The organism is Bacillus sp. FSL H8-0545, from assembly GCF_038006105.1.
GTDB classification, from domain to species: domain Bacteria; phylum Bacillota; class Bacilli; order Bacillales; family Bacillaceae_G; genus Bacillus_A; species Bacillus_A cereus_U.
This window is the reverse complement of the sequence record NZ_JBBOUO010000001.1, coordinates 3,174,682-3,201,001: the sequence shown is the minus strand read 5'-3', so window position 1 is coordinate 3,201,001 and position 26,320 is coordinate 3,174,682. Positions and strand designations below refer to the sequence as shown.

Below are 26,320 nucleotides of genomic sequence, written 5' to 3'. Positions count from 1 at the left end.
GTCTAACGGTAAAAATTTGAGATATAAAGTCACTTTATGTTCAGCCGCTTTTATTCTTTTCTCTATTATTAATATCCAATCAATTTACCTCGCTAAACATAATATATAGAAAAACAAGAAAGAGGTGTAAATTGATTTGGCTAATCTGGGAGAACTTAGTGATGTAGATTTAACGAGCAAGATGCCTTCGAATAATGATATTTTGACTTATGATAGTACAAAATCAAAATGGGTTCCAAAATCCCCAGAAGATACATTTAATTCAAACACATATGTGCTTGAATTAAATAGATGGAATGCTAAAAATGATGGAACTGATGCCGTTAACACTTCTCAAGGTATTAATAATGCTTTAAAGTGGGCATCTCAACAAGGATATACAGAAGTTGTATTACCAAAAGGAACGTACTTGATTGATAAAAATAAACCAATTGAACCACAAAGTTACCTAACGCTAAATTTGAATGGTGCAACTTTAAAAATGGAAACAAATAACTTGACGGGATATGCGATTGTGAGTTTCTGTAAAAATCAAGTCTACTCTAGGGTTACAAATGGTATTATCCAGGGAGATAAAGATACGCATGATTACTCTAGCGGAGGAACACATGAGGGAGGATACGGCGTTGCAGTGGGGAGTTTTACTCCGGTTGCCGATGGAGGGAATAATACAAGATTTGTATCTTTAGATAATCTAGAGATTTTGAATTGTACAGGAGATGCTATTACACTTAACAGTACTTTTGGTCAGATTTCGCCTTTTCCAACATCATTAGCTAGTTCATTTGAACAAGGCTCAATCAGTACAACAGATGGTTCGTTAGTAAGTAAGTAGTACGACAAAGATACGCTCCAAATTACAAATTGATATGAAGCAAGCTGCTACTGTAAAGTATGGTTATTTCGGTCTTTATGGGAATGGATTTGGCGGGTTGGGTACCGATGTAACATGTGATTATTATGATGTTATTTTTTATAATTTAAGTAACGCATTTATATCCGCTAAAATTAATGTGCAATTTTTTGATGAAGTGGAAGTTCCTAATGGAGCAAGCTATGCTAAAATTGTTCTTCATCAAAGTACTGTTCCTGCTCCCACAAATTGTTTAATAAATGTTCGGGTCCCTTCTTTTTCTCAATATACTTATATTGAGAAATGCAACTTACATCATTGTCGTAGACAAGGGATTACTGTAGGTGGCGCAAAGAATGTGTACATTCGTGATAATGACATTCATCATATCGCAGGTACTGATCCACAAAGTGGAATTGATATTGAAGATGGATATGATTTGAACCAATATATCTATATTGAAAGAAATAATTTTCATGACAATCAAAAATATAACATTATTGTTGTAAATGGGAAATTTATTTATATAGTAAATAATTCTATCATGAATACCCTTTCAAATGCTTATGTTGGGGTATCGATTAATGGTGGTGCAGATAGAGTAATTGTAACAGGGAATAATATCCGACTAGCAAAGGTCTTTTTAGCAGGAGATGTTATTTTCTCTAATAATTATGTGTATGGAGCACAAATAAATGCTCAAGGTGTATATGCAAACAGATCTATTAATATATTTGATAATGTTTTTTGTAACAGTAAAATGATTATTGATACACCATTCCCATATGTAGTTAGGGTTGATTCTTGTCGTTTTTTTAATGACGTGGATAAACTTAACTCCTTGTCAACGTTGTATCAGTGGACTCTAGAAGTGAAAAATGAACCACAAACGATATCGAATTGCGTATTTGAAGGACAAGATGTATTATATTTAAATTATTCAACAGCAGGAACATTTAAACCAGGCTGGATTTTTGAAAATACAATATTTAAAAATGTGAAAAATCCAACTTTATTTGCGGGAACGTATACAAATTGTTTCTTTAAAGACATTGTGTTTTTAGGCACACAATCAAGTACAGCAAATTCGTTAGAATTAAGAGATTGTAAGATCATTAGTACGGATATAAATAATACGTTACTTACAGTAAAAAATTTCAAAACATTCAAAATGATTAATTGTTACATTGAAAAAACAAATGGAACAGTCTTAAATATTCAAAATGTGTCTGATGATATCATGTTAGGTGGGAATGTTATAAAAATTACAAATGATACTCTTCCAAGAGCTATTATTATTTTAGATGTAGCCTTTGCAGGGAAACAAGCAATAATTCAAAATAATAATGTAACTGCTACGAACTTAACACAAGTAGGAATTGATAATAGAACAGCAAGTAATACTCTTCAACTTGTAATGAAAAACAATGTGTTAAATAATGCAACAATGATGATTACAGGGAAAGAATTTCTGCAAGGAAATATTATTTACGGTGTGATGGATCCATACTACCGAATGTCAAGTATCCCAACATCAGGTTATTATAGATTAGGACAAGAAGTGAAAAATTCAAACCCGACTGCCGGGGGATATGTTGGATGGATTTGTACCACAGGCGGATATGCAAATAATCAAACATGGGTAGCAGCTAAATATTATTCGAAAGGTAGTAGAATTAATTTGGGTAATCATGTATATGAGGCATTAAATGATGGTACGTCATATACAACTATGCCTACCTTTTCATCAGTTTCCGGTAGTGCAGTTACTGATAATAATATTATATGGAAGGAAATTGGGTCATTAGCAGTATTCAAAACATTCGGATTTATAAACGCATAATGTGTTTATTCACTTTTAGTTATTAATACAGAAAAAGAAAAGCTACTATGTTCTTTTAATAAGCTGAAGTGCACCCCAATTGTTAGACACAGTCTAACAATTGGAGGTGCATTTTTTATGGCTAACACATATGTTTGTTATATGTCAATTTTTCCAGAACTTATATTTGCATCTAGATATCCCATCTTAATTTTTAGTTGGTCGATAGTGCTTTGTCTTAGTTCATCATACATAAAAAATATTCTATATAAGCCTATAATACGAAGTATTGACAAAAGGAGTTCCGTGGTGCGTAATAATCAAAAAGCAGTTGGTTAAGATGGTTTAACTTAAACCAATAAATTATAAAAGATTTTAGAGGACTGTACAGCTCAATAAATGAATTGAGCTGTTTTTTATTTTCAAACGCAAGAATCTAAGAAGCTTTAGGAAAAGAGGGTATTAAAAATTAATAATCTAATGAAGATTTGGAGGTACTTGATGGCAAAAAATATGTACTTAAATTTAAGTAATCTTTATTTTATATACGCTGTTTGTTTTTTATAAAAAGAGGGGAAAAAGTAGTATGAACCAATTTGTGCAAAGAAGATACAGCTACTTATAATCCTAATTGTATTTGTTAGTACGGATTTTTTATATTATTGTCTATTAGTCTAATAAAAAATGATTTATTTTTAATAGAATCAAGAGTGAAAGGAAGAGAATCAGTAGCCCTTCCTTCTTTTTATTTATTATATTGATATGGTTTAGGAAGACGCTCTGAAAAATTTGAATGAGGAGTATAATTATATATGAAGAGACTTTTTGATTTGTTAGTTGCTTTGTCATTGTTATTAATTCTCTCATTGCCTATTCTTATAGTAGCTATTTTAGTTAGGATTAAGCTAGGCTCTCCGATCATATTTAAGCAACAACGTCCAGGATTATATGAAAAAACATTCCACCTTTACAAATTTCGTACAATGACCGATGCAAGGGATAATAATGGTGAGCTCTTACCTGATCAAATTAGGTTAACCTCATTTGGGAAATTTCTTAGAAAATATAGTTTAGATGAATTGCCGCAGCTTATAAATGTTGTAAAAGGTAATATAGGTTTAATAGGACCGCGGCCATTATTAATGGGATACTTGCCTTTATATTCTAATGAACAAGCTAAAAGACATCATGTAAAACCTGGAATCACTGGATGGGCACAAGTAAATGGGAGAAATAGCATTTCATGGGATGAAAAATTTAAACTGGATGTATGGTATGTTGAGAATCAAAGTTTTCTTCTAGATTTAAAAATTTTATATTTAACTTTTAGTAAAGTCTTAAAATCAGAAGGCATACAAAATGGTAGCCACGCAACTATGCCGATTTTTAAAGGGAGTATAAAACATGATGAAAAATAATATGAATATCTTGTTTACTAGTTCTGGTAGGAGAGTAGCTTTAATAAAAAAATTTAAGGAAGTTTTTGCGCAAGAAAAAATGAACGGGAACATCATTACTGCAGATTTAAAAGAAACTGCTCCGACTGTTCATTTTAGTGATAAGCATTTTATTGTTCCAAGAGTAACGGAAGAAAATTATGTAGAAGAGCTATTACAAATATGTCAAAAAGAAAATATTAGCCTAGTTATTCCATTAATTGATACTGAATTGATTCTTTTAGCCGAAAATAAGCCGATTTTTAAAGGAATTGGTGTAAAAGTATTAGTTTCCAGTAAAGAACTGAATGAGATAGCTAGTAACAAAGTAAATACTTATAACTTCTTTACTTCTCATAATATCCCCACACCTAAAGTATTTAGTGATGAAGAGATTGAAAGAAAAGAATATCAATTTCCACTATTAATTAAACCTTATGATGGCAGTTCTAGTAAAGGTGTAACAAAAATAATGAATGAAAAGGAATTGGAATTTTTTAAGGAATATATACCTAACGCCATGATACAAAAGTACGTTTCAGGAGAGGAATACACTATAGATGTCATGGTAGATTTTTATGGGAATATAAAAACGATTGTTCCTAGATTGCGTATAGAGACACGAGCAGGTGAGGTAAGTAAAGGTATGACCAAGAAGGATATTGAAATCATCAAAGCAGCAGAAACTGTAATAAAAGCTCTTCCTAATCCTATTGGATGTATTACTTTACAATGTTTTAAAAAGGAGGATGGACAAATTACATTTATTGAAATAAATCCTCGTTTTGGTGGAGGGGTTCCGTTATCGATTGAAGTGGGAGCGGATTTTCCACTATGGACAATTGAAATGTGTCAAGGAGAAATGTTTACGGAGCAAGATTTCAATTGGAGAGAAGACTTAACAATGCTTAGATATGATGAAGCAGTTTTTACGGAGAGTACTTAGCATGGTGATTGAAGCAATTGTTTTTGACATGGATGATACTTTATATAAAGAGAAAGATTATGTCGTAAGTGGTTTTAAAGCAGTAGATGATTGGATTAAAGAGAATTATGAAAAAACTGATTTTTATAATATCGCAATTCGATTATTCAATTTAGGCGAAAGAAAGTTTTTGTTTAATAAAACACTTGAAAAGTTAGATATTGATTATGATGAAAAATTGATTAGTAAATTGATAGAACAATATAGGTGTCATAAACCAGATATTCAATTATTGGATGAAGCGGATTGGGTACTAAATAATTTAATTAACTCCATAAAAATAGGACTAATTTCAGACGGATATTTAGTTGCGCAAGAAAGAAAAATAAGTGCATTAAAGTTAAAAGAGAGAGTTCATTCAATAATTCTCACTGATAAGCTTGGAAAAGAATGTTGGAAGCCAAGCAAAATTCCTTACGAAAAAATAAGTAAGGAATTACAGGTACCTCATCAGCAATGTGTCTATATAGGAGATAATTTAAGTAAGGATTTTATAACCGCTAAGAAACTGAAATGGTTAACGATTCACATTAATAGAGAAGATGGAATTTACTATAATCTTGAAGTTGAGCAAGCTTATAAAGCACATTATACAATTGATAATTTAAGGAGATTATCTGATATACCTGTATTAAAGCATATGTTTTTAGATACATAGCATTTTAAATATGTATAAAGGGTGTGTTTACATGCGAACAGTTCAGCATAAAAAGCGAATCTATCTTTCTTCACCGCACATGAGTGGAAATGAACAGAAATATATAAAAGATGCCTTTGATTCAAATTGGATTGCACCTCTTGGTCCAAATGTAGATGAATTTGAAAGAGAACTTGCTTCTTTTGTAGGAGTTAAAGGTGGTGCTGCGGTTAGTTCAGGTACTGCGGCCATTCATTTAGCTTTACGATTATTAAACGTTCAAAAGGGGGATACTGTGTTTTGTTCAAGTTTCACTTTTGTAGCGAGTGCAAATCCGATTGTTTATTTGGGCGCTGAACCGGTATTTATTGACTCAGAACCGGAAACATGGAACATGTCACCGCAAGCTCTAGCACTTGCGTTGCATGATGCTGATAAAGCAGGGAAATTACCTAAGGCTGTCATTCTTGTTCATTTATATGGTCAGAGTGCTAAATTAGATGAAATTCTTTCGCTTTGTAATCACTATGATGTTCCCATAATTGAGGATGCAGCAGAATCTCTAGGTTCTACATATAAAGGAAAAGCAAGTGGTACATTCGGAAGGTTTGGTGTTTATTCATTTAATGGAAATAAAATTATTACAACTTCGGGCGGTGGAATGCTTGTTTCTGATGATGTGGAAGCATTAGAAAGAGCGAGATTTTTAGCGACACAAGCAAAGGATCCAGCAGCACATTATGAGCATAGTGAGGTAGGGTATAATTATCGAATGAGTAATATATTAGCTGGTATTGGAAGAGGACAATTAGAAGTGTTAGAAGATAGGGTAAGAGCTAGAAAATCTATATATAAACGGTATTACGAAGCACTATCTCTCATGCCAGGATTTTATTTTATGCCTGAATTAGAAAATACACGCTCAAATCGTTGGCTTACTGCATTGACAATTGATGAAAAGGAATCTGGAATTTTTATTGGAAAAGTGTTGAGCACTTTAGCAGAAGAGAATATTGAAGCACGTCCTATGTGGAAGCCACTTCATATACAGTCGCTCTTTAAAAAGAAGAAGTATTATCCGCATAGCAAAAATGAAGATGTGTCGCAGCGTCTATTTCAAAGTGGGATTTGTTTGCCTTCAGGATCTAATATGTTAGTTGAGGATCAACAAAGGGTAATTCAAGGCGTTTTAAAAGCTATAGAATAGAAGAAATAAAAAGTAAGTAAAAGTGGAATTAGATTTGTATACGTACCACTATCAGTTCTTTATAATGAATTTTTTCACGAAAATTGTTTGGGAGTATTTAGTTTGAATTGACATAAAAAGGGAATTGTGATAGGTTTTAAATATCTAAACCCTAATCTATAAGTGAATTAAAGCATGTAATTGAGAAGGGAATAAAATAAGTATTTTGTTCGTTAAAAAGAATGATAAAGGGGTATGTTTAACGAATTTAATATATAAATAGTATTTGTAGTAACTTTCCATATATTAGGAGGGGAAAAATGAGCGCTATAACTGGCATTATTCACTTTAATAATGAACCTGTATCAATTGAACATGGCACACGATTAATGAGTGACCTACAAAAGTACCCTGCTGATGATATTCAAATATGGCATAAAGAAAACGCTTTCCTGGGATGCCACGCACAATGGATTACACCAGAGTCAGTTGGTGAACAATTACCCTTCTATAATTATGAAAAACAACTGGCAATTACAGCAGATGCTATTATTGATAATCGTTATGAGTTGTTTGAAAAATTACAAGTAGATTATGCGGATAGAAAAAATATGACAGATAGTGAGTTGATTTTGCTCTCTTATCAGAAATGGGGAGAAGTAGCACCGAAATATTTGGTGGGGGATTTTGCCTTTATGATTTGGGATGAGAAAAAACAAATTCTGTTTGGAGCTAGAGATTTTTCTGGGAGCCGAACACTTTATTTTTATCGTAGTGAGAACAAATTTGCTTTTTGTACTATTATAAAGCCGTTATTTACTCTACCACATGTTGAGAAAAAATTGAATGAGCAGTGGATTGCTGAATTTTTAGCTATACCTGTAAATTTCGAATCAGTAGATCCACAGCTAACAGTCTATAAATATATAGAACAGGTTCCTCCATCACACACTGTTTTGGTAAAGGATGGCAAAGTGAAGTTTTCGCGATACTATATACCAACTGCTGGGAAAATGCTTAATTTAAAATCAAATGAAGAGTATGAAGAGGCGTTTCGAGAGGTGTATCAAAGTGCAGTGAAGGCACGTTTACGAACACATCACCAAGTAGGAGCTCATTTGAGCGGAGGGCTAGACTCAGGGTCTGTCGTTAGCTTTGCTGCAAAAGATTTACGTGCTGAAAATAAAAAATTACATACGTTTAGTTATGTCCCGGCAGAAGGATTTGTAGATTGGACACACAGAGGGAGGATAGCTGACGAAAGACCATTTATTCAATCGACTGTAGAGCATGTAGGGAATATACAGGACTATTATTTAGAATTGCCAGAGAGAAGCCCACTATCGGAAATTGATGATTGGCTGGAAACAATGGAGATGCCATATAAATTTTTTGAGAATACCTTTTGGTTGAGGGGCGTTTATGAAAAAGCATCTCAGCGTGACATAGGAGTACTCCTTAGTGGTCAAAGAGGTAATTGGACAGTATCATGGGGGCCTATTTTTGATTACCAGGCAATGTTATTGAAAAAGCTACATTGGATTCGGTTTTATCGTGAACTACATTTATATAGTAGAAATATAGGAGTAAAAAAATCACGTGTTTTTGAAGTGGTAAGAAGAAAGGCATTTCCGTTTTTGCATCAGTTACTTTCTTCAGAGGAACAAGATGTTTTTCCTATAATAATCAATCCGGAATTTGCAAAAAAAATGAATGTTCTTGATAGGCTCAAAGAACAGAATATTGATATAACAGGTACCTCTATCTCAACTGCATATGACATGAAAAGAGAACAATTTGAAAAAACATATTATTGGAGCATAAATGGAACCTATGAAACGAAATTATCGTTACGTTATGCTTTATGGGATCGTGATCCTACAAATGACTTACGGATTATTCAATTTTGTTTGTCAGTCCCAGAAGAACAGTATGTTCAAAATGGTTTAGATCGATCTCTTATTCGGAGAGCCACAAAAAATTTCCTTCCGGATAAAGTACGATTAAATCAACGCGTTCGAGGTGTTCAGGGTGCAGATGGTGTTTACCGTATGGCTCCTTTTTGGAATGAATTTATTGAGGAAGTTCAAGAACTTAGTGTAGATCCAATAATCTCTGAATTTCTAAATGTAGAGGTAATTAAGAAAGCTATCTCAAAAATTTGTAAAGAACCTCGACCAGAATATGCATTTGATTTAGACTTTAGAATTTTAATGCGTAGCTTAATCTTCTATCGATTTATAAAAAAAGTAATATGAAAGGAGGTGATAGGTATGAAAAAGGAATGGAAACAACCTGTATTAGAAGTACTTAATATTAATATGACTATGGCGGGGCCAGGACGTAGAATTCCTGACGCAGTTCAACCTGATCCAGATGATCCAGTGAAGTATAGTTAAGTTATTGGGAAAATAAAGCTCTTATATAGTTTTATTATATAAGAGCTTTCAAAAAAATTGACAATGTGGGGTGAATAGGATGATTGATTCGATGGGAAATGTTTTATACAAAGCCTTCGGGTTAAAAATAGTAAGTGAAATCCCATTACCCGAGTTGTCTCAGCTGAATGAAAAAAAAGAGATGGCGGATGTTCAAATTGAAATAACTGATTTATCTGAACGGTGGGGTAGATATGACGAATCACAGCAAAAAAAAATTGTAGTGGAAGATGATGTAGTGATGTTTCATGTTCCTCAAACTGCAATATTTTCTATCCAAGCGGGCGAGAAAATTACTTTTTCACCTATGCCAGAGGCGAAAGAGGATAAAATTCGATTATATATTCTGGGAACTTGTATGGGGGCGCTTTTAATGCAACGGAAAATACTTCCATTGCATGGGAGTGTAATTGCCATAGATGGGAAAGCGTATGCATTAATTGGTGATTCAGGAGCTGGGAAATCAACGTTAGCCTCGGCTTTTTTGAATACAGGATATCAGCTTTTAAGTGATGATGTAGTTGCTGTGTCTCTTTTGAATAAAAATACTGCAATAGTTCATCCTTCTTACGCACAACAAAAATTATGGCAAGAGAGCATAAATGAGTTAGGAATGGAAGTAGCGCAATTTAGCCCTTTGTTTGAAAGAGAAACGAAGTATGCTGTTCCTGTGAATTCTCAATTCTTTCCCGAGCCATTACCTCTTGCTGGTGTTATTGAATTAGTAAAAACGCAGGGAGAAGATATTGAGATGACCCGTATAGAAGGTCTCACACGCTTGTATAAGTTATATCAGCATACCTTTAGGAGTTCTTTGATTTCTAAATTAGGATTGATGGAATGGCATTTTGAAACTTCATCTAATATTGCAAGTGGAATAGAAATGTTTCAATTAAGACGCCCGGCTTCGAGATTTACAGCTCATGAGCTTGTGCAAGCTATTTTAAATGCTATACAGAAAGGGAGTATGGTTGATGGTTGTTCATTCGAGAAAAATATCATTAGAACATAACGTTGTACAGAGTAAAGGCAATATAGTAAGTGATATGGATGGAGAAAAAGTTATGTTAAATGTCCAAAAAGGAAATTATTATAACTTAGGTGAAATAGGCGGAGAAATATGGGAGCTTATTGAAAAGCCGATAATAATTAATCAGCTTGTTACTATGTTAGTATCTAACTATGATATTGAACGAAAAGATTGTGAAGAGCAAGTTCTTTCCTTTTTAGAGTGTTTATTTCACGAAGGTTTAATTCGAATAAAAGATCAATCTAATAGATAGATTCGTAATTTCAAGAGAACTGTTAGGAAGGGATTAATGAATATTGTGAAAAGGTTAAGGATATTTTTATCACTGAACATGGAAATAAAGCTTTTATTTTTAGAGGCTTTTATTTTTTTAGGATGGGCGCGTGTACTAAAAAGTATTACCTTTTCCAAAGTTGCACCTTCTTTAGGGGATTACATGAACGAAACATCAGTTGCTCACATTCAGCCACACGGGGATACACTAAAGAAAGTGTCTGAAGCTATTTCTATTATGAGTCGTTATACTTTTTGGGAAAGCCAATGTCTTGTTAAAGCTATAGCTGGGATGAAAATGCTCGAAAAACGTCACATTGAGAGTACTCTTTATTTAGGAACTGCTAAGGATAGTCATGGGGAATTAATTGCGCATGCATGGTTACGGAGCGGTTCTTTTTATGTTACTGGATCAGAAGGAATGGAGAAATTTACTGTCGTTGGATCATTTGCAAAGAGGCTAAATGAGGACACTATTAAAGGAGAGTAAAATGGGGAAAGATTTTGGTCTTAATGTAGAGTTCATGTCTAAGGAATTGAACCTTCTTTTTACAATTTTGAAGTTACAAGATGACGAAATAATGCAAACTTACAGTAATGAATGGTTTTCGGATATTGATTGGGAGGTATTTCTTGAGCAAGCTGTGCATCATCGTGTTTATCCGGTGATATATCAAAAACTTAAACAGGTGGATGAGGAACTAATTCCTTCACATATTGTACAAATCTTGAATAGAAAATATAAAAAAAATACATTTCAAATGCTTTATTTAAGTGCTGAAATGGAACGAATAAATAAACTATGTAATGAAAATGAGATTCGTATGATTTTTCTAAAAGGACCTGTACTATCTCAGGACTTATATGGGGATATTTCTTTACGAACATCCTGTGATTTGGACGTTCTAATTCCGATACAAAATTTAGAAAAAGTAGAAATGCTACTTTTAGAGCAGGGGTATGTAAAAGATGATTATATTCAAACGATATTAAATGATTGGAAATGGAGGCATCATCATATAACATTTTTTCATCCAACAAAGCAGATTAAGCTTGAGATTCATTGGAGGTTAAATCCCGGACCTGGTAAGGAACCTGGGTTTGAAGAACTTTGGAAGCGAAAGAGAAAAAGTACCCTTACGAGTAATTCTGTATATATGTTAGGGAAGGAAGATTTATTTTTATTTCTTGTATCTCATGGTGCTAGACATGGTTGGTCCAGATTACGTTGGTTAGTAGATATAAAAAAAATTGTCGATCAAGAACTTAATTGGAGTGAGATTCATAAGTTAATGAGAAAATATCAAATGCTTCATTTAGGAGGACAAGCATTAATTTTGGCAGCTCAATTGCTAGGTGTACGACTAGATGAAAGAATGATGGGATTAGTAGCGAAAAAACATTCAAAGCAGTTAGCTCAAGAGGCGTTGTTTTATTTCAAGCAAATGATAAACTTGCATACAGACCCTGTTCCTGAAGAAGTACTTACTTATCATAGTCGACATTTATTTTCACTAATGTCTAATCAGCAAAAGGTTTTATATATTATGAGCCAACTATATCCTTATCCAATTGATGCAAAAACATTACCGTTACCTAAATTTCTTCATTTTTTATATTTTCCTTTACGCCCGTTTTTATGTCTTTGGAGGAAAACAAAGAAGCTTGCTTTGTTATAGGGGGAACATCGATGAATCATATTATATATTTTATGAAGAAATTATACTCTTCAGCGGGAAAAATACTGTATGTGAATTTATTTGGTATGGTTTTAATAAGTTTACTTGAAGGGATAGGTATTATTTTATTAATTCCTATGATAAGTATGACTGGAATAATTAATATAGGCGAGGAGACTACTTTTATTGCACCTGTCTCTAGATTTTTGCAGGATTTTCCTAAAACAACAAGTCTAGTTTCCATTTTAGGTATATATATACTAATAGTGTTAGGTCAAAATTTACTACAAAGAAATATAACGCTAAGGGATGCGAGAACGCAACAAGCTTTTGTACGAGAATTAAGAATAGAAACATATAGTATGATTTTAAAAGCAAGGTGGAGTTTTTTTTTAGAGAAAAGGAAAACAAATCTAATAAATATATTAACTACAGAATTAGCTCGTGTAAGTTATGGGGTTAATTTAATTTTACAATTGTTAGCTGCTATTCTGTTTACATTTATACAAGTGGGGATTGCGTTTTTATTATCTCCCCAAATAACTATATTTGTTTTGGTCTTTGGCTTATTATTCTTGTTAGCTTCTCGTGTTTTTATAAAAAAAGCCCGAATACTAGGCGGTAAGACCTCAGAATTGGCAAGAGACTATCTTTCTGGTATAACAGATCATTTTAATGGAATTAAAGATATAAAGAGTAATACTTTGGAGGCATCACGTATAGATTGGTTACAATCTATAACAGAAAAGATGAGTAACGAACAAATGGAGTATATGAGAATAAGATCGAACTCTCAATTATTTTATAAAGTTTCAATGGCTATTTTAATTGCATTTTTTATATTATTATCAGTAAGTATATTCAAAGCTCAACCCACCCAATTACTATTAATCATACTCATTTTTTCGAGACTATGGCCACGATTTATGACAATTCAGTCAAATTTAGAACAGCTTGCTGCAAGCATTCCTGCTTTTAAGTCATTATGGGAATTACAAGAGGAATGTAATGAAGCGATTGAAATGCAGGATATACATCAGCAAAAACATATAAAGCCGATTTGTATAGAACAGGGTATTGAATGTAAGGATATTTATTTTCGGTATAATAAGAAGGAGCATTTGTATGCACTTCAAAATATTAATGTGCAAATACCAATCAATAGTATGACGGCTATTGTGGGACATTCGGGAGCTGGGAAGAGTACATTAATCGATGTTTTAATGGGATTGATTCAACCAGAGAAAGGTCGAGTATTAATAGATGGAACCCCTCTTACAAGTGAAAATTTATTGTCATTGAGACGGGCTATTAGTTATGTGCCACAAGATCCTTTCTTATTTAATGCAAGCATAAGAGAAAATTTATTGATGATTGATCCGAATGCGAGTGAAGAACAAATTTGGGCTGCATTAGATTTTGCGGCGGCAGCTGAATTTGTACGAATGCTTCCAAAAGGGCTTGATACTCTAATTGGAGATCGTGGAGTGAGACTTTCAGGTGGTGAACGTCAACGACTTGTACTAGCTCGAGCTATTTTAAGACAACCATCCATTTTAGTATTAGATGAAGCTACGAGTGCATTAGATACTGAAAATGAGGTAAAAATCCAATCAGCAATAGAAAGATTGAAAGGAACGATGACTATTGTTGTTATTGCGCATCGGTTATCTACGATCCGTAATGCAGATCAAGTTATTGTTTTAGGAAAAGGTGAAATTGTTCAAAAAGGTGAATTTAATCAATTGGCTAAAGAGAGAAAAGGTGTATTTCGAAATTTATTAGGGTCACAAATGGAAGTTGGTTCTTAGGGGAGAAAGAGTGAATGAAATCTTGTATTATTGTAATTCGAGTTGAATGATAGCCCGGATAATGGTCAGTTACAGCAGATCTTATTCGGGCTTTTATATTTGTGTTTTGTAAATTTAGGGAATAAATATAATTTAGTACCTTGCAATAAACAGTACTTAATGGTATATTATGGATATAACAGGTACCGTGTATTGAACAGTACTGAAATAAGAAAGGGGGATTGTCCTTGAACGTTCAGTTTAAAAAAGGTGTGTTAGAACTGTGTGTATTGGCGCTTGTAAAACGTAAGGATTGTTATGGTTATGAACTTGTTCAGCAAATTTCAAATAAATTTTTAATATCGGAAGGTTCTGTATATCCGCTATTACGTCGTTTAACGAAAGAGGAGTATTTTCAAACATATTTAAAAGAATCCACGGAAGGACCGCCCCGTAAATATTATCAACTAACAGAGCAAGGGGAGACGCAACTTACGTTATTAGTAACAGAGTGGCGTGATTTTGCTAAAGGTGTTCAAGAAATTATTGAAGGGGTGGAATGGGATGAGTAAAGAACAGTTTCTTAAAGAATTATCAAGTCATCTTAGAAAGTTACCAGAAGAAGAGCGACAAGATATTTTATTTGATTATGAAGAGCACTTTCAGTTTGGGATGGAAGAGGGGAAAACTGAATCAGAAATAATAAAGGGGCTTGGTTCTCCGAAAGTAATTGCGAAAGACTTGCTTGCTTTGTATCGCTTTGATGAGATGAAAAAAGATCCATCGACTTCGAATGTAACAAGAGCTGTCCTGGCAGCGGTTGGACTTAGTTTGTTTAATTTCATTATTGTGTTAGGCCCATTAATTGCAATTATAGCTTTTATATTTTCCTTTTGGGTCGGTGGTATTGCTAGTGTAGTGACACCATTTTTCGTTATTGTAAAAGTATTTATGGGTACTTTTATATGGTTGGATCTTTTCGTTAGTATAACGTTTGTTGGAGTAGGTTTGTTGTTATGTATTGTAGCTTATTATAGTACGAAGTGGTTTAAAAGATTATGTGTACGCTATGTAGTATGGAACTTCAAAATGATAAAAGGGGAGTAGATGATGAAAAAAATATTATTAGTAGCTATCGCTTGTATCATTATTGGAGTAATAGGGATTTCACAAACATATAAGAAAGCAGTAGAAACTGTAGAGAAAGGAAATAAGGAAGAAGTTATTAAAAACGAAACGCTAAAAAATGTGGAAGTTAAGTTAGATGCTGGAGATATTGTTGTCCAAAAATCTCCTGATTCCTCTTTTTATGTAAAGCAAACAGGAGACGTAAGTAAACAGGAGATTCGTATTGCTGAAGATGGTGACACATTAAAAGTCATAGGGGAAATAGAAAAAGGTGTTTCATTTAATTTTTCCTTTTACAATTTCGGATTTCAAACGCCTACATTGACTATATTTGTACCAGAACGTTCTTATCAAGAGATAAAAGTAAATTCATCCGCTGGACAAATAGAAATAAGTAATGTGAAAAGTGACCGCGTAAGTGTTGAAACACTCGCCGGAGAAGTGGATTTGAAACATGTAACAGCAAAGAGTGTGGAGGGGTCTACAAAAGCTGGTGAGGTGAATTTTAAAAAAGTAATAGGGAAAGTAACAGCAAAAACGGCTAGTGGGGATATAGATATTATTGATCATGATTCTAAATATGATTTAGAGGCAAGTTCAACTGCTGGAGATGTAGATATTACTTTATTGGAAAAACCACAAGATGCAGTTATAACTGGGCAAACCGCTGCTGGAGACGTGACAATTTTTAATGAAGACAATAAAAATATAACGATTGGTAATGGTAGTAAAAAGATTAGCGGTAAAACCGCTGCTGGAGATGTTACTATTGAAACACGTTAATAATTAATGAAACGCATTCTTTTGAATGAACGGAAATCTATCAAAATATAAAAAGAAGATAATTACTTATATAAATAGGTAATTATCTTCTTTTTATTACTTTTAATGTAAATCACGATATACGCCAATTACTTTTCCAATAACTGACACTTGTTTTAAAATAATAGGTTCTAGTGAAGAGTTTTCCGGTTGTAGACGGAAATGATCTTTTTCTTTATAGAAACGTTTAACAGTCGCTTCGTTATCTTCTGTTAAAGCAACTACAATTTCACCGTTGTATGCAGACTGTTGTTGGCGAACAACAACTAAATCACCATCAAAGATACCAGCTTCAATCATGCTATCTCCAGAAATGCGTAACATAAACACTTGATCTGCTCCAGAAACGATACTAGCTGGAAGTGGGAAGTGATCTTCTACACTTTCGACTGCTGTAATCGGTAAACCGGCAGTAACTTTTCCGACGATTGGAACTTGAATAACAGATTGTGTTTCTATTCGGTTGTCACCTAAAATTTCAATTGCGCGTGGTTTTGTTGGGTCGCGTCGAATATATCCTTTTTCTTCTAGTCGTGATAAATGTCCGTGCACTGTAGAACTAGAAGCAAGGCCGACTGCTTGACCGATTTCACGTACGGAAGGTGGATATCCTTTTTCTTGTACTTTTAGCTTAATAAAGTCGAGAATGTCTTGCTGGCGTTTCGTTAACTTTTCCATGTTTTCTAACACCTCGTTTTCTTTCATTTTTCTTATTATTAAGTATAACATGCGAAAAAACATTCTACAAACATAAGTTCGAACGAAAGGCGAATTTATGATACACTATAAGGAAAATATAGTGAGAAAGAAGGGTTCAAAATGAATGCAATTATTTATGCACGTGTGAGCACAACAAAAGAAGCGCAGGAAACATCATTATTGCGTCAAAAAGATGAATTATTGCATTTAGCTGAGCGCTATCAAATGGATGTTACAAAGGTAATTGAGGAGCAGGCTAGCGGTTATACAATTGAACGTGATGGCATATTAGAAGTGCTAGATACAATTCGAGATGAACAAGTTGATGTACTACTTATACAAGATGAAACGCGTCTTGGTAGAGGAAATGCAAAGATTGCATTAATGCATTGTTTACATAAAGAGGGGATAAAAGTTTATACGCACACGCATAGTGGTGAATTACAGCTTTCAGATTCTGATTCGATGGTGCTAAATATAATTGGGATCGTTGAAGAGTATCAAAGAAAGATCCACAATTTAAAAATTAAACGTGGCATGCAAAGAGCAGTGGAGAAAGGATTTCGTCCAGAGAATAATTTGAAAAATCGTCATTTAAGCGTAGGACGTGAGAAAAAAGAAGTGCCAATTGAGGAAATTGTACGTTTGCGCCGGAATGAATTAACTTTTGAAGAAATTGCAGCAACACTTCGTGGTTTTGGTCATGATGTTTCAAAAGCAACTGTACATCGAAGGTATGTAGAATATACAAAGAAATTGCTTGATAAAGAGGACTAACTATTGTATGATAATAATCAGTTTTGAGTAGAAGGGGGATTCGAGATGCCAAGTCAAGAACTCATTGAACGCATTAACTTCTTAGCGAAAAAAGCAAAAGCTGAAGGCTTAACTGAAGAAGAACAACGTGAGCGCCAATCGCTACGTGAACAATATTTAAAAGGATTTCGTCAAAATATGTTAAACGAATTAAAAGGAATTAAAGTCGTTAACGAAGAAGGAACGGATGTTACACCGGCGAAATTAAAAGCTTTAAAAAAGCAAGAGAATGCAAAATTAAATTAAAAGATGGGCATAGCCCATCTTTTTTTATTTGTTAAATTCGTTATTTAATAACTTTCCAGTTGTGATTGACTGTTGCTTCTATCCTTTTGTGCTTCAATATATAGTTAGCGATAAGTTCAGACATATCTGTTGGTATGTCTTTTACTACTAGCTTATTTTGAAACATAAAGAAGTTCCCTCCGCCACTTGCGCGATAATTATTCATAACAACGTCATATTCTTCATTTATATTAAGGGGAGCGCCTTTATACTGTAAAGATTCTACTCTCTCACCAATTGGTTTTGAAATGTTTAATACGTACGAAATCCCTTCCCACATATCGTAATTATAGTGTTGCGGCTTTGGTTCTATGTAGGTAGGGGTTACGATGATGGATCCATCTGCTTTTAATGTGAAATAAGAAGCAGAGAGTTCGAGAGCATCTTTTATATCCGCTCCGGTTATTCTAATTACTTTTAATGTATTTGGATAAATATAATTAGAAACGATGTCACGCATTGTTACATGTTTCGGGAAACCTGGAGATGTATTATGGAACAAACTTGTGCAAGAAATTGAAACATTAGCTATATCCATCTGTATTTTATTTATGAATTCAATAAAAGGATGGTCTTGCAAACGAGTTTGCATAGCATCTGAAATTTGCATGTCCCCATAGATTAGTCCAATAGGTTTATCAAGCCAATTTTGTGTTTTCTCTTCATAATTGGCAACCAAGGAAAGAACATCTTGGTCTGCCGCAATTCTTTGTACGGGCAATAACTCTGAATAACTCTCTTTTTTCACCCATTTTTGTTCTGCTTTTTCGAATGTTACTGTTACTTTTCCAACTGAGTGTCCATTGCATCCGGTCTGTAAAATTGTTACACCATTAATCACGGTGTGAGCGATTTCTCGGTGTTGGTGGCCTGTTAGTAAAATATCTATGCCTTCAATTTCATGGCACATTGCATATCCTTGGTTTTCACCTGTTAAAACTTCAGTCGGTACCCCGGTTTGTAAATCGCGTTCAAATCCCCCGTGATAGGCTACGACTAGTAAATCTGATTTTTCATGTTTACGGATGTAAGAAACCCATTTTTTTGTTGTTTCAAATGCATCTTCAAATTGTAAATCTTTAATATGATGTGCTTGTTCCCAATGGGGGATGTAATGCGTTGTCACCCCTAAAATAGCAATTTTTATATTTGATTCAATATGTTTTGTTATATATGGTTTCCCGAAATAAGGTTCTTTTCTGTTTTTATCTAAAATGTTTGCTGATAGATAAGGGAAATTTGCAGTAGCCACAGCATTATTTAATATATCCATTCCATAATTAAATTCATGATTTCCGATAATTGCAATGTCATACTCTAAGTAGTTGGCTAATAAGGACATTGGGTTTTCCATATCTTTTTCGTATGTAGCGTAATGATAAGTAAATGGTGTTCCTTGAATGAAGTCCCCGTTATCAATTAAAAGAACGTTTGTGTTTTGAGAACGTTCTTTTTTTATAAGAGTGGAAATCTTAGCTAAACCAATGTCTGCTTGGGAGTTATCTTGGTAGTGAATTGGATAAACAGTACCATGTATATCGCTTGTTAATAAGATGTTTAAAGTTACAATTTGATTTTGATTCAATATCATTCACCTTTTCTATTGTTATCTACTAATTAAGCATATCAAATATATGAAGGGAATTTTAATGTGAATGTATAGAATGTGTAAAGATTCTGTAAATAGGGAATTATTCGTGAAAATGTGTGATATATTTCTTCATGTTTACGGAAGGTTATTTTATAACAACAAAAATGGGGGCATTAATATGTTGAAAAAAGTTTTTGTAATGAGTACAACAGTTGTACTAGCAGCGGGATTATTAAGTGGCTGTGGAACGAAGGAATCAAGTGCAAGTAAAAATGAAGATACGAAAAAAGGTTATGTACCGAAGACTTTAAATGTTCAATTTGTTCCTTCTCAAAATGCAGATACGTTAGAGGCGAAGGCAAAACCGTTGGAAAAGCTATTAAGTGATAAATTAAATATGCCGGTAAAAGTTAGTATTTCAACGAATTACAATACAATTGTAGAAGCGATGGCATCTAAGCAAGTAGATGTAGGCTTTTTACCTCCAACAGCGTATGTGTTAGCGCATGAGAAAAAGGCTGCAAATGTAATTTTACAGGCACAACGTTTTGGTGTAGATGATGAGACAGGAGCTCCTACAAAAGATTTAGTAGACTTTTATAAATCTGAGTTTGTTGTTAAGAAAGATTCTAATATTAACAGTGTAAAAGATTTAAAAGGTAAAAAAATTGGTTATCAGGATGTAACATCGTCAGCGGGGTATGTATGGCCTGCGGCTGTATTGTTAAAAGAGGGAATTGATCCGTTGAAAGATGTGAAACCTGTTACATTAAAAGGTCATGATCAGTCACTTATTGCGCTTTTAAATGGTGATGTAGATGCAGCTGTTGTATTCCAAGATGCTCGTAATATTGTAAAAAAAGATTATCCTAATATATTCGATCAAACGAAAATAGTGAAATTTACGGAGGAAATTCCAAACGATACGATTTCTGTACGTTCTGATTTAGATGCAGAGTGGAGCAAGAAATTACAGGATGCTTTCATTGAAATAGGAAAGAATGAGGAAGGGCACAAAATCATTAAAGAAGTATACTCACATGAAGGATACGTTAAATCTGATGATAGTAAATTTGATATCGTTCGTGAATACGGAAAGAAAGTAAAAACGCAATAATACATATGAAAATGGCAGCTAACTGGAAGGGGTGTAGTTTCAGTTAGTTTGCCGTTTTGAATACATAGAAGGTAGGTAAGATGTGTGATAGAGTTTCGAAATGTCTCCAAAGTGTATCCGAATGGTACAAAAGGATTGAATAATATAAATTTGAAAATTCAAAAAGGTGAGTTTGTTGTAATGGTAGGGTTATCCGGGGCTGGAAAGTCTACACTTCTCAGATCGGTAAATCGCCTTCATGAGATTACGGAAGGTGAAATCATAATAGAAGGTGAGTCTATTACTGCTGCAAAAGGAAAAGGGTTACGACGTATGCGTCGAGATATTGGTATGATTTTTCAAAGCTTTAACCTTGTAAAGCGGTCAACGGTATTGAAGAATGTATTAGCTGGACGTGTTGGGTATCATTCGACACTGCGTACAACGTTAGGTCTATTTCCAAAAGAGGATTTGGAGCTTGCATTTCAATCGTTAAAAAGAGTGAATATTTTAGAAAAAGCATATGCGAGGGCTGATGAATTATCAGGAGGACAACAGCAACGTGTATCGATTGCTAGAGCGTTGGCGCAAGAAGCGAAAATCATATTGGCAGATGAACCTGTTGCATCGTTAGATCCGTTGACAACAAAGCAAGTGCTAGATGATTTGAAAAAAATTAATGAAGATTTTGGAATTACGACAATTGTAAACTTACATTCTATTGATTTAGCTAGGCAATATGCTACACGCATTATTGGATTACATGCAGGTGAAATTGTTTTTGATGGTTCAGTAGAAGAGGCAACGGATGAAAAATTTGCTGAAATTTATGGGGACGTAGCTCAGAAAAGCGAATTATTAGAGGTGGCAGCTAAATGAATGACGTGACGATATATTCGAAATCGATACCGAAGCCGCCGAGTAAATTGAAACATATGTTAACGGCTATTCTAGTTATTTTACTTTTGTGGGGAAGTAGTGTGCAGGTCGACGCATCATTTGCAAAACTAGTAGTTGGTTTTCCTAATATGATGGATTTGCTGAAAGAGATGGTGCCGCCAGATTGGAGCTATTTTCAAGTTATTACAACAGCAATGCTAGATACAATACGCATGGCAATTATTGGGACGACTTTAGGAGCGATTTTAGCTATTCCAATTGCACTATTTGCGGCAAGTAATGTGTTTACTAGCGCATTTTTGTACAGTCCAGCTCGATTGATTTTAAATTTTATCCGGACAATACCAGATTTATTATTAGCGGCAATTTTCGTAGCTATTTTTGGAATAGGACCACTTCCAGGTATTTTGGCGCTTACTTTTTTCTCGATTGGACTCGTGGCGAAATTGTTGTATGAGTCAATTGAATCAATTGACCCAGGTCCATTAGAAGCAATGACAGCGGTAGGAGCAAATAAGGTGCAATGGATTGTTTATGGGGTAATTCCGCAAGTAAAAGCGCACTTTGTCTCCTATGTCCTTTATACATTTGAGGTGAATGTGCGTGCAGCAGCTGTTCTAGGCTTAGTAGGAGCGGGTGGTATTGGATTATATTACGATCGTACACTTGGATTTTTACAATATCAACAAACTGCTTCTATTATTATTTATACTCTTGTTGTTGTATTGCTAATTGATTATGTAAGTACATTGTTGCGGGAGAAATTATAATGAGTAAAACGACGATAATCGTACCGAAACCGAAGAAACCGAGTGTATATCGCTGGATTATTTTTATAGCACTTACAGTTATATATGTATGGGCCTTTTCAGGAGTCCCGCTAGAGGGAATAAAGGATACAGCGGGAGAAATTACAAAAGCAATTATGACAGGCGTACTGAACCCAGATTGGTCCTATGTATCTTTACCAGATGGTGAAGATTTGTTACATGGTTTAATTGATACATTGGCAATTGCGATATTAGGTACATTTATTTCTGCCTTTTTATCTGTTCCATTTGCTTTTTGGGCGGCAACGAATATGAGTAGTGGAAAATTAACTTCAGTAACTGGGAAATTTGTACTTAGTTTTGTTCGTACATTTCCTGAATTAGTTATGGCCCTTTTATTTATAAAAGCTGTCGGTCCAGGCTCTTTCGCCGGAGTTCTAGCTTTAGGATTACACTCTATCGGAATGTTAGGGAAACTATATTCGGAAGGAATTGAGAATATAGACAAGGGACCGACGGAAGCGTTAATCGCAACAGGTGCAAATCGGTTTCAAATACTTTGGTATGCAGTATTACCACAAGTGTTACCGGATTTTCTATCGTATACGTTATACAGATTCGAAATTAATGTACGATCCGCTGCGATTTTAGGTGTTATTGGAGCAGGTGGTATTGGTACTCCATTAATTTTTGCACTGAGTTCACGGAATTGGTCCCGCGTGGGAATTATTTTATTAGGCATCATTTTAATGGTAATTATAATTGATTTTATTTCAAGTTCGATTCGAAAACGGATTATTTAACGAATTTTAAAAGCATCGAAGTTAGATGCTTTTTTTGTATTTTTTTAGTGTTTATCAAAAAAGTTGGTATAGAAGAAGTTCATATATCTGTATAAATATACAGATAATTCCCTTTATTTTTAAAATAAAAACAATAAAAAAGTATGTCATATTGAATACCCATACATTACCGGAAACATTGGTTTTTTTATAAAAAATCAAAAAAACATCAACATATTTGTCGATACATGTTGTATAATCTTGCGTGGGAAGCTATCATATAAATGTATAAAACGTTTACTAACATACGCGAAGGGAAGAATAGCATGTCACATTCAATCGAACAACTTTCTATCAACACGATTCGCACATTATCCATTGATGCGATTGAAAAAGCAAATTCTGGTCACCCAGGAATGCCAATGGGTGCAGCACCAATGGCTTATACATTATGGACTCAATTTATGAAACACAATCCAAATAACCCAACGTGGTTTAACCGCGATCGTTTCGTATTATCTGCAGGTCATGGTTCAATGTTACTATACAGCCTACTTCATCTATCTGGTTATGACTTAACAATGGATGACTTAAAGAACTTCCGTCAATGGGGAAGCAAAACTCCAGGACATCCTGAGTATGGTCACACAGCAGGTGTAGACGCAACAACTGGTCCACTTGGACAAGGTATTGCAACAGCTGTTGGTATGGCGATGGCTGAAAGACATTTAGCAGCAAAGTATAACCGTGATGCGTACAATGTAGTAGATCATCATACATACGCTATTTGTGGTGATGGCGATTTAATGGAAGGCGTTTCTGCTGAAGCATCTTCATTAGCTGCTCATTTACAATTAGGTCGTCTTGTTGTGCTTTACGATTCAAACGATATTTCATTAGATGGCGATTTAAATCGCTCATTCTCTGAAAGTGTAGAAGATCGTTACAAAGCATACGGCTGGCAAGTAATCCGTGTTGAGGATGGAAACGATATTGAAGCAATTGCAAAAGCAATTGAAGAAGCGAAAGCTGACGAAAAACGCCCAACGCTAATTGAAGTAAGAACGACAATTGGTTTCGGTTCTCCAAACAAATCAGGAAAATCAGCTTCACACGGTTCTCCACTTGGTGTAGACGAAACAAAATTAACGAAAGAAGCATATGCTTGGACTGCTGAACAAGATTTCCATGTAGCAGAAGAAGTATATGACAACTTCCGTAAAACGGTACAAGATGCTGGTGAGACTGCACAAGCTGCATGGAACACGATGCTCGGTGAATATGCACAAGCATATCCAGAATTAGCAAACGAGCTGCAAGCAGCAATGAATGGTCTTCTTCCAGAAGGTTGGGAACAAAGCTTACCAACTTATGAATTAGGATCAAAAGCAGCAACACGTAATTCTTCAGGTGCTGTAATTAATGCTATTGCAGAGTCTGTACCATCATTCTTTGGTGGATCAGCTGACCTTGCTGGTTCTAACAAAACATACATGAATAACGAAAAAGACTTCACAAGAGCTGATTACAGCGGTAAAAACATTTGGTACGGTGTTCGTGAGTTTGCGATGGGTGCAGCAATGAACGGTATTGCACTACATGGCGGTTTAAAAACTTACGGTGGTACGTTCTTCGTATTCTCTGACTACTTACGTCCAGCAATTCGTCTTGCAGCATTAATGCAATTGCCTGTAACGTATGTATTCACACACGACAGTATCGCTGTTGGTGAAGATGGTCCAACGCATGAGCCGGTTGAACAATTAGCAGCACTTCGTGCAATGCCAAACGTTTCTGTTATTCGTCCAGCTGACGGTAACGAATCTGTTGCAGCTTGGAGATTAGCTTTAGAATCTACAAAAACACCAACTGCATTAGTGTTAACTCGTCAAGATCTTCCGACATTAGAAGGTGCAAAAGACGATACTTATGAAAAAGTAGCAAAAGGTGCATATGTAGTTTCTGCAAGCAAGAAAGAAACGGCTGATGTAATCCTACTTGCAACTGGATCTGAAGTAAGCTTAGCAATCGAAGCGCAAAAAGCTTTAGCAGCAGACGGCGTTGATGCAGCTGTTGTTAGCATGCCATCTATGGATCGCTTTGAAGCTCAAACTGCTGAGTACAAAGAATCTGTACTACCAAAAGCAGTAACGAAACGTTTCGCAATTGAAATGGGTGCTACATTCGGATGGCACCGTTACGTAGGTCTTGATGGAGATGTACTAGGTATCGACACATTCGGTGCTTCTGCTCCTGGTGAGAAGATTATGGAAGAGTATGGATTTACTGTAGAGAACGTTGTTCGCAAAGTAAAAGAAATGCTTTAATGATTTTAGAAAAATCTCTCCAGCATGGGGAGATTTTTCTATGTAATTGAGTTTTTTCGACAGGAAAAGTTTTTTCTCTCTCCGTAGTCAGACAATCATTGCAAATTTTTTCTTATATAATGTAGGGAAAAGGTTGTCCAGATCGGGAGGGAAAAAATGAAAACGTATGAATTGTATTTAATTCAAGAGGATATTGCGAAAGCTTACTTTGGTCGTGAATATTTGTTTTTTGATTTATTTGCTCGATTTTCAGAATCTGGGTCCCTTTCGGAGAAGAAAGTATTATATAAACAAATGACGTATATTACGATGCCATTACAAGTAATGAAACTTCAGCATAAATTAGAACAAGCTTTGCATGTTCTTGGCAAATATGAAAGAACACATCATACTCATACGCTCTATACAGGAGCCGAATATGGCGAAATAATGGTGAAACCACAATATATTCGAATGAATACTTCTGGAAATGTATCCATGGAAACAACTTTCTTTGAGGTGCTTAGAAAGTGTGAGTTAACATTTTTAGCGATGGATTATGAAAATAAAAAGTACGGATGGTTAAATCCTCTCAAACAAGTACGAACATATGTGTAAAAAATGTCGAATAGTATCTTGTCTTATTGAAAAGGTTTTAGTACACTGTAAGGTAGACAACATGAAGGAGGAAAAGATATGCCAATGTGGTTAGGTATTCTAGTGGGCGTAGTAGCACTAGTAGCAGGCGTGGCGTTAGGATTTTTCATTGCCCGCAAATATATGATGAATTACTTACAAAAAAATCCACCAATTAACGAACAAATGTTAAAAATGATGATGATGCAAATGGGACAAAAACCTTCCCAAAAGAAAATCAATCAAATGATGAGCGCGATGAATAAGCAACAAACAAAATAAGCGCAAAAGGGCACTCTTACCGAGTGCCCTTTTCTTTTGGATATAAAAGATATTTAAAACTTTTAAAAATTCTGTATT

Annotated in this window: 25 protein-coding genes and 1 pseudogene; 24 read left to right on the top strand and 2 right to left on the bottom strand. The window is 34.6% G+C overall.

The genetic code is table 11. The features are described 5' to 3' along the window. The first annotated feature begins 181 nt into the window (after window positions 1-181). From MHI07_RS16725 to MHI07_RS16655, 15 genes and pseudogenes are all read left to right on the top strand, one after another. Window positions 182-2,696 (top strand): annotated as a pseudogene (locus tag MHI07_RS16725) (right-handed parallel beta-helix repeat-containing protein). A 791-nt stretch (window positions 2,697-3,487) separates the two neighbouring features. Continuing rightward, on the top strand, window positions 3,488-4,093 hold the full coding sequence (locus tag MHI07_RS16720; protein ID WP_340825224.1) for a sugar transferase: 606 nt from the start codon (window positions 3,488-3,490) through the stop codon (window positions 4,091-4,093). Window position 4,094: 1 nt separating this feature from the next. Next, window positions 4,095-5,057, top strand: coding sequence for an ATP-grasp domain-containing protein (locus MHI07_RS16715; RefSeq protein ID WP_445661760.1), 963 nt, complete (start codon window positions 4,095-4,097; stop codon window positions 5,055-5,057). 1 nt (window position 5,058) lies between these two features. Further along, window positions 5,059-5,754, top strand: coding sequence for an HAD family hydrolase (locus MHI07_RS16710; protein WP_340825220.1), 696 nt, complete (start codon window positions 5,059-5,061; stop codon window positions 5,752-5,754). 31 nt (window positions 5,755-5,785) lie between these two features. Further along, a complete protein-coding gene (locus MHI07_RS16705; RefSeq protein WP_215579340.1) occupies window positions 5,786-6,940 on the top strand; it encodes an aminotransferase class I/II-fold pyridoxal phosphate-dependent enzyme in 1,155 nt (384 codons plus the stop codon). 299 nt (window positions 6,941-7,239) lie between these two features. Beyond that, a complete protein-coding gene (locus MHI07_RS16700; protein WP_215579337.1) occupies window positions 7,240-9,177 on the top strand; it encodes a lasso peptide isopeptide bond-forming cyclase in 1,938 nt (645 codons plus the stop codon). A 15-nt stretch (window positions 9,178-9,192) separates the two neighbouring features. Beyond that, on the top strand, window positions 9,193-9,318 hold the full coding sequence (locus tag MHI07_RS16695; RefSeq protein WP_215579334.1) for a paeninodin family lasso peptide: 126 nt from the start codon (window positions 9,193-9,195) through the stop codon (window positions 9,316-9,318). 79 nt (window positions 9,319-9,397) lie between these two features. Continuing rightward, on the top strand, window positions 9,398-10,369 hold the full coding sequence (locus tag MHI07_RS16690; protein ID WP_215579331.1) for an aldolase: 972 nt from the start codon (window positions 9,398-9,400) through the stop codon (window positions 10,367-10,369). Further along, entirely contained in the window at window positions 10,332-10,640 is a 309-nt protein-coding gene (locus tag MHI07_RS16685; protein ID WP_215579329.1) for a lasso peptide biosynthesis PqqD family chaperone, read from the top strand. Before MHI07_RS16690 ends, MHI07_RS16685 begins: the two co-directional genes overlap by 38 nt. A 36-nt stretch (window positions 10,641-10,676) precedes the next feature. Continuing rightward, complete coding sequence (locus MHI07_RS16680) at window positions 10,677-11,150, top strand: lasso peptide biosynthesis B2 protein (RefSeq protein WP_215579326.1); 474 nt, start codon at window positions 10,677-10,679, stop codon at window positions 11,148-11,150. Between the two features lies 1 nt (window position 11,151). Further along, window positions 11,152-12,339: a nucleotidyltransferase domain-containing protein gene (locus MHI07_RS16675; RefSeq protein ID WP_340825213.1), complete on the top strand. Its 1,188-nt coding sequence runs from the start codon at window positions 11,152-11,154 to the stop codon at window positions 12,337-12,339. A gap of 11 nt (window positions 12,340-12,350) precedes the next feature. Next, window positions 12,351-14,150, top strand: a complete 1,800-nt coding sequence (locus tag MHI07_RS16670) for an ABC transporter ATP-binding protein (protein WP_215579320.1) — start codon at window positions 12,351-12,353, stop codon at window positions 14,148-14,150. Window positions 14,151-14,377: 227 nt separating this feature from the next. Continuing rightward, complete coding sequence (locus tag MHI07_RS16665) at window positions 14,378-14,701, top strand: PadR family transcriptional regulator (RefSeq protein ID WP_002111218.1); 324 nt, start codon at window positions 14,378-14,380, stop codon at window positions 14,699-14,701. Further along, window positions 14,694-15,236, top strand: a complete 543-nt coding sequence (locus tag MHI07_RS16660) for a DUF1700 domain-containing protein (protein WP_002111217.1) — start codon at window positions 14,694-14,696, stop codon at window positions 15,234-15,236. Before MHI07_RS16665 ends, MHI07_RS16660 begins: the two co-directional genes overlap by 8 nt. Window positions 15,237-15,239: 3 nt before the next feature. Next, window positions 15,240-16,040 (top strand): DUF4097 family beta strand repeat-containing protein, encoded by an 801-nt coding sequence (locus MHI07_RS16655; protein WP_002160864.1) that lies wholly within the window; start codon window positions 15,240-15,242, stop codon window positions 16,038-16,040. Between the two features lie 102 nt (window positions 16,041-16,142). Here the strand turns inward: MHI07_RS16655 and lexA are convergent, their stop codons facing one another. Further along, window positions 16,143-16,757 (bottom strand): transcriptional repressor LexA, encoded by a 615-nt coding sequence (gene lexA / locus MHI07_RS16650; protein ID WP_215579317.1) that lies wholly within the window; start codon window positions 16,755-16,757, stop codon window positions 16,143-16,145. A 141-nt stretch (window positions 16,758-16,898) separates the two neighbouring features. Here lexA and MHI07_RS16645 point away from each other — a divergent pair, with 141 nt between their 5' ends. Further along, window positions 16,899-17,555 (top strand): YneB family resolvase-like protein, encoded by a 657-nt coding sequence (locus MHI07_RS16645; RefSeq protein WP_340825210.1) that lies wholly within the window; start codon window positions 16,899-16,901, stop codon window positions 17,553-17,555. Between the two features lie 45 nt (window positions 17,556-17,600). Further along, entirely contained in the window at window positions 17,601-17,840 is a 240-nt protein-coding gene (locus MHI07_RS16640; RefSeq protein ID WP_002111213.1) for a DUF896 domain-containing protein, read from the top strand. Window positions 17,841-17,880: 40 nt separating this feature from the next. Here MHI07_RS16640 and MHI07_RS16635 read toward each other — a convergent pair whose 3' ends face one another. Further along, window positions 17,881-19,464: a bifunctional metallophosphatase/5'-nucleotidase gene (locus MHI07_RS16635; RefSeq protein WP_215579311.1), complete on the bottom strand. Its 1,584-nt coding sequence runs from the start codon at window positions 19,462-19,464 to the stop codon at window positions 17,881-17,883. A 184-nt stretch (window positions 19,465-19,648) separates the two neighbouring features. Here MHI07_RS16635 and MHI07_RS16630 point away from each other — a divergent pair, with 184 nt between their 5' ends. The 7 genes from MHI07_RS16630 to MHI07_RS16600 all read left to right on the top strand — a co-directional run bounded on the left by MHI07_RS16630 (window position 19,649) and on the right by MHI07_RS16600 (window position 26,242). Then, window positions 19,649-20,587: a phosphate/phosphite/phosphonate ABC transporter substrate-binding protein gene (locus tag MHI07_RS16630; RefSeq protein WP_033710861.1), complete on the top strand. Its 939-nt coding sequence runs from the start codon at window positions 19,649-19,651 to the stop codon at window positions 20,585-20,587. Between the two features lie 84 nt (window positions 20,588-20,671). Continuing rightward, a complete protein-coding gene (gene phnC, locus MHI07_RS16625) occupies window positions 20,672-21,445 on the top strand; it encodes a phosphonate ABC transporter ATP-binding protein (RefSeq protein ID WP_016100236.1) in 774 nt (257 codons plus the stop codon). Then, window positions 21,442-22,236, top strand: coding sequence for a phosphonate ABC transporter, permease protein PhnE (phnE, locus tag MHI07_RS16620; protein ID WP_002160868.1), 795 nt, complete (start codon window positions 21,442-21,444; stop codon window positions 22,234-22,236). Before phnC ends, phnE (MHI07_RS16620) begins: the two co-directional genes overlap by 4 nt. Further along, window positions 22,236-23,039 carry a phosphonate ABC transporter, permease protein PhnE gene (gene phnE / locus MHI07_RS16615; protein ID WP_002160869.1) on the top strand — a complete coding sequence of 268 codons (804 nt, stop codon included), beginning with the start codon at window positions 22,236-22,238 and terminating at the stop codon, window positions 23,037-23,039. The genes phnE (MHI07_RS16620) and phnE (MHI07_RS16615) overlap by 1 nt, the downstream gene beginning before the upstream one ends. 305 nt (window positions 23,040-23,344) lie before the next feature. Next, complete coding sequence (gene tkt, locus MHI07_RS16610; RefSeq protein ID WP_002111206.1) at window positions 23,345-25,345, top strand: transketolase; 2,001 nt, start codon at window positions 23,345-23,347, stop codon at window positions 25,343-25,345. Window positions 25,346-25,501: 156 nt separating this feature from the next. Beyond that, the gene (gene sirA, locus MHI07_RS16605) at window positions 25,502-25,942 is read left to right on the top strand and encodes a sporulation inhibitor of replication protein SirA (RefSeq protein ID WP_070128874.1); all 441 of its coding nucleotides are present in this window, start codon (window positions 25,502-25,504) and stop codon (window positions 25,940-25,942) included. A 78-nt stretch (window positions 25,943-26,020) separates the two neighbouring features. Next, window positions 26,021-26,242, top strand: a complete 222-nt coding sequence (locus MHI07_RS16600) for a YneF family protein (protein ID WP_001132292.1) — start codon at window positions 26,021-26,023, stop codon at window positions 26,240-26,242. Window positions 26,243-26,320: the final 78 nt, after the last annotated feature.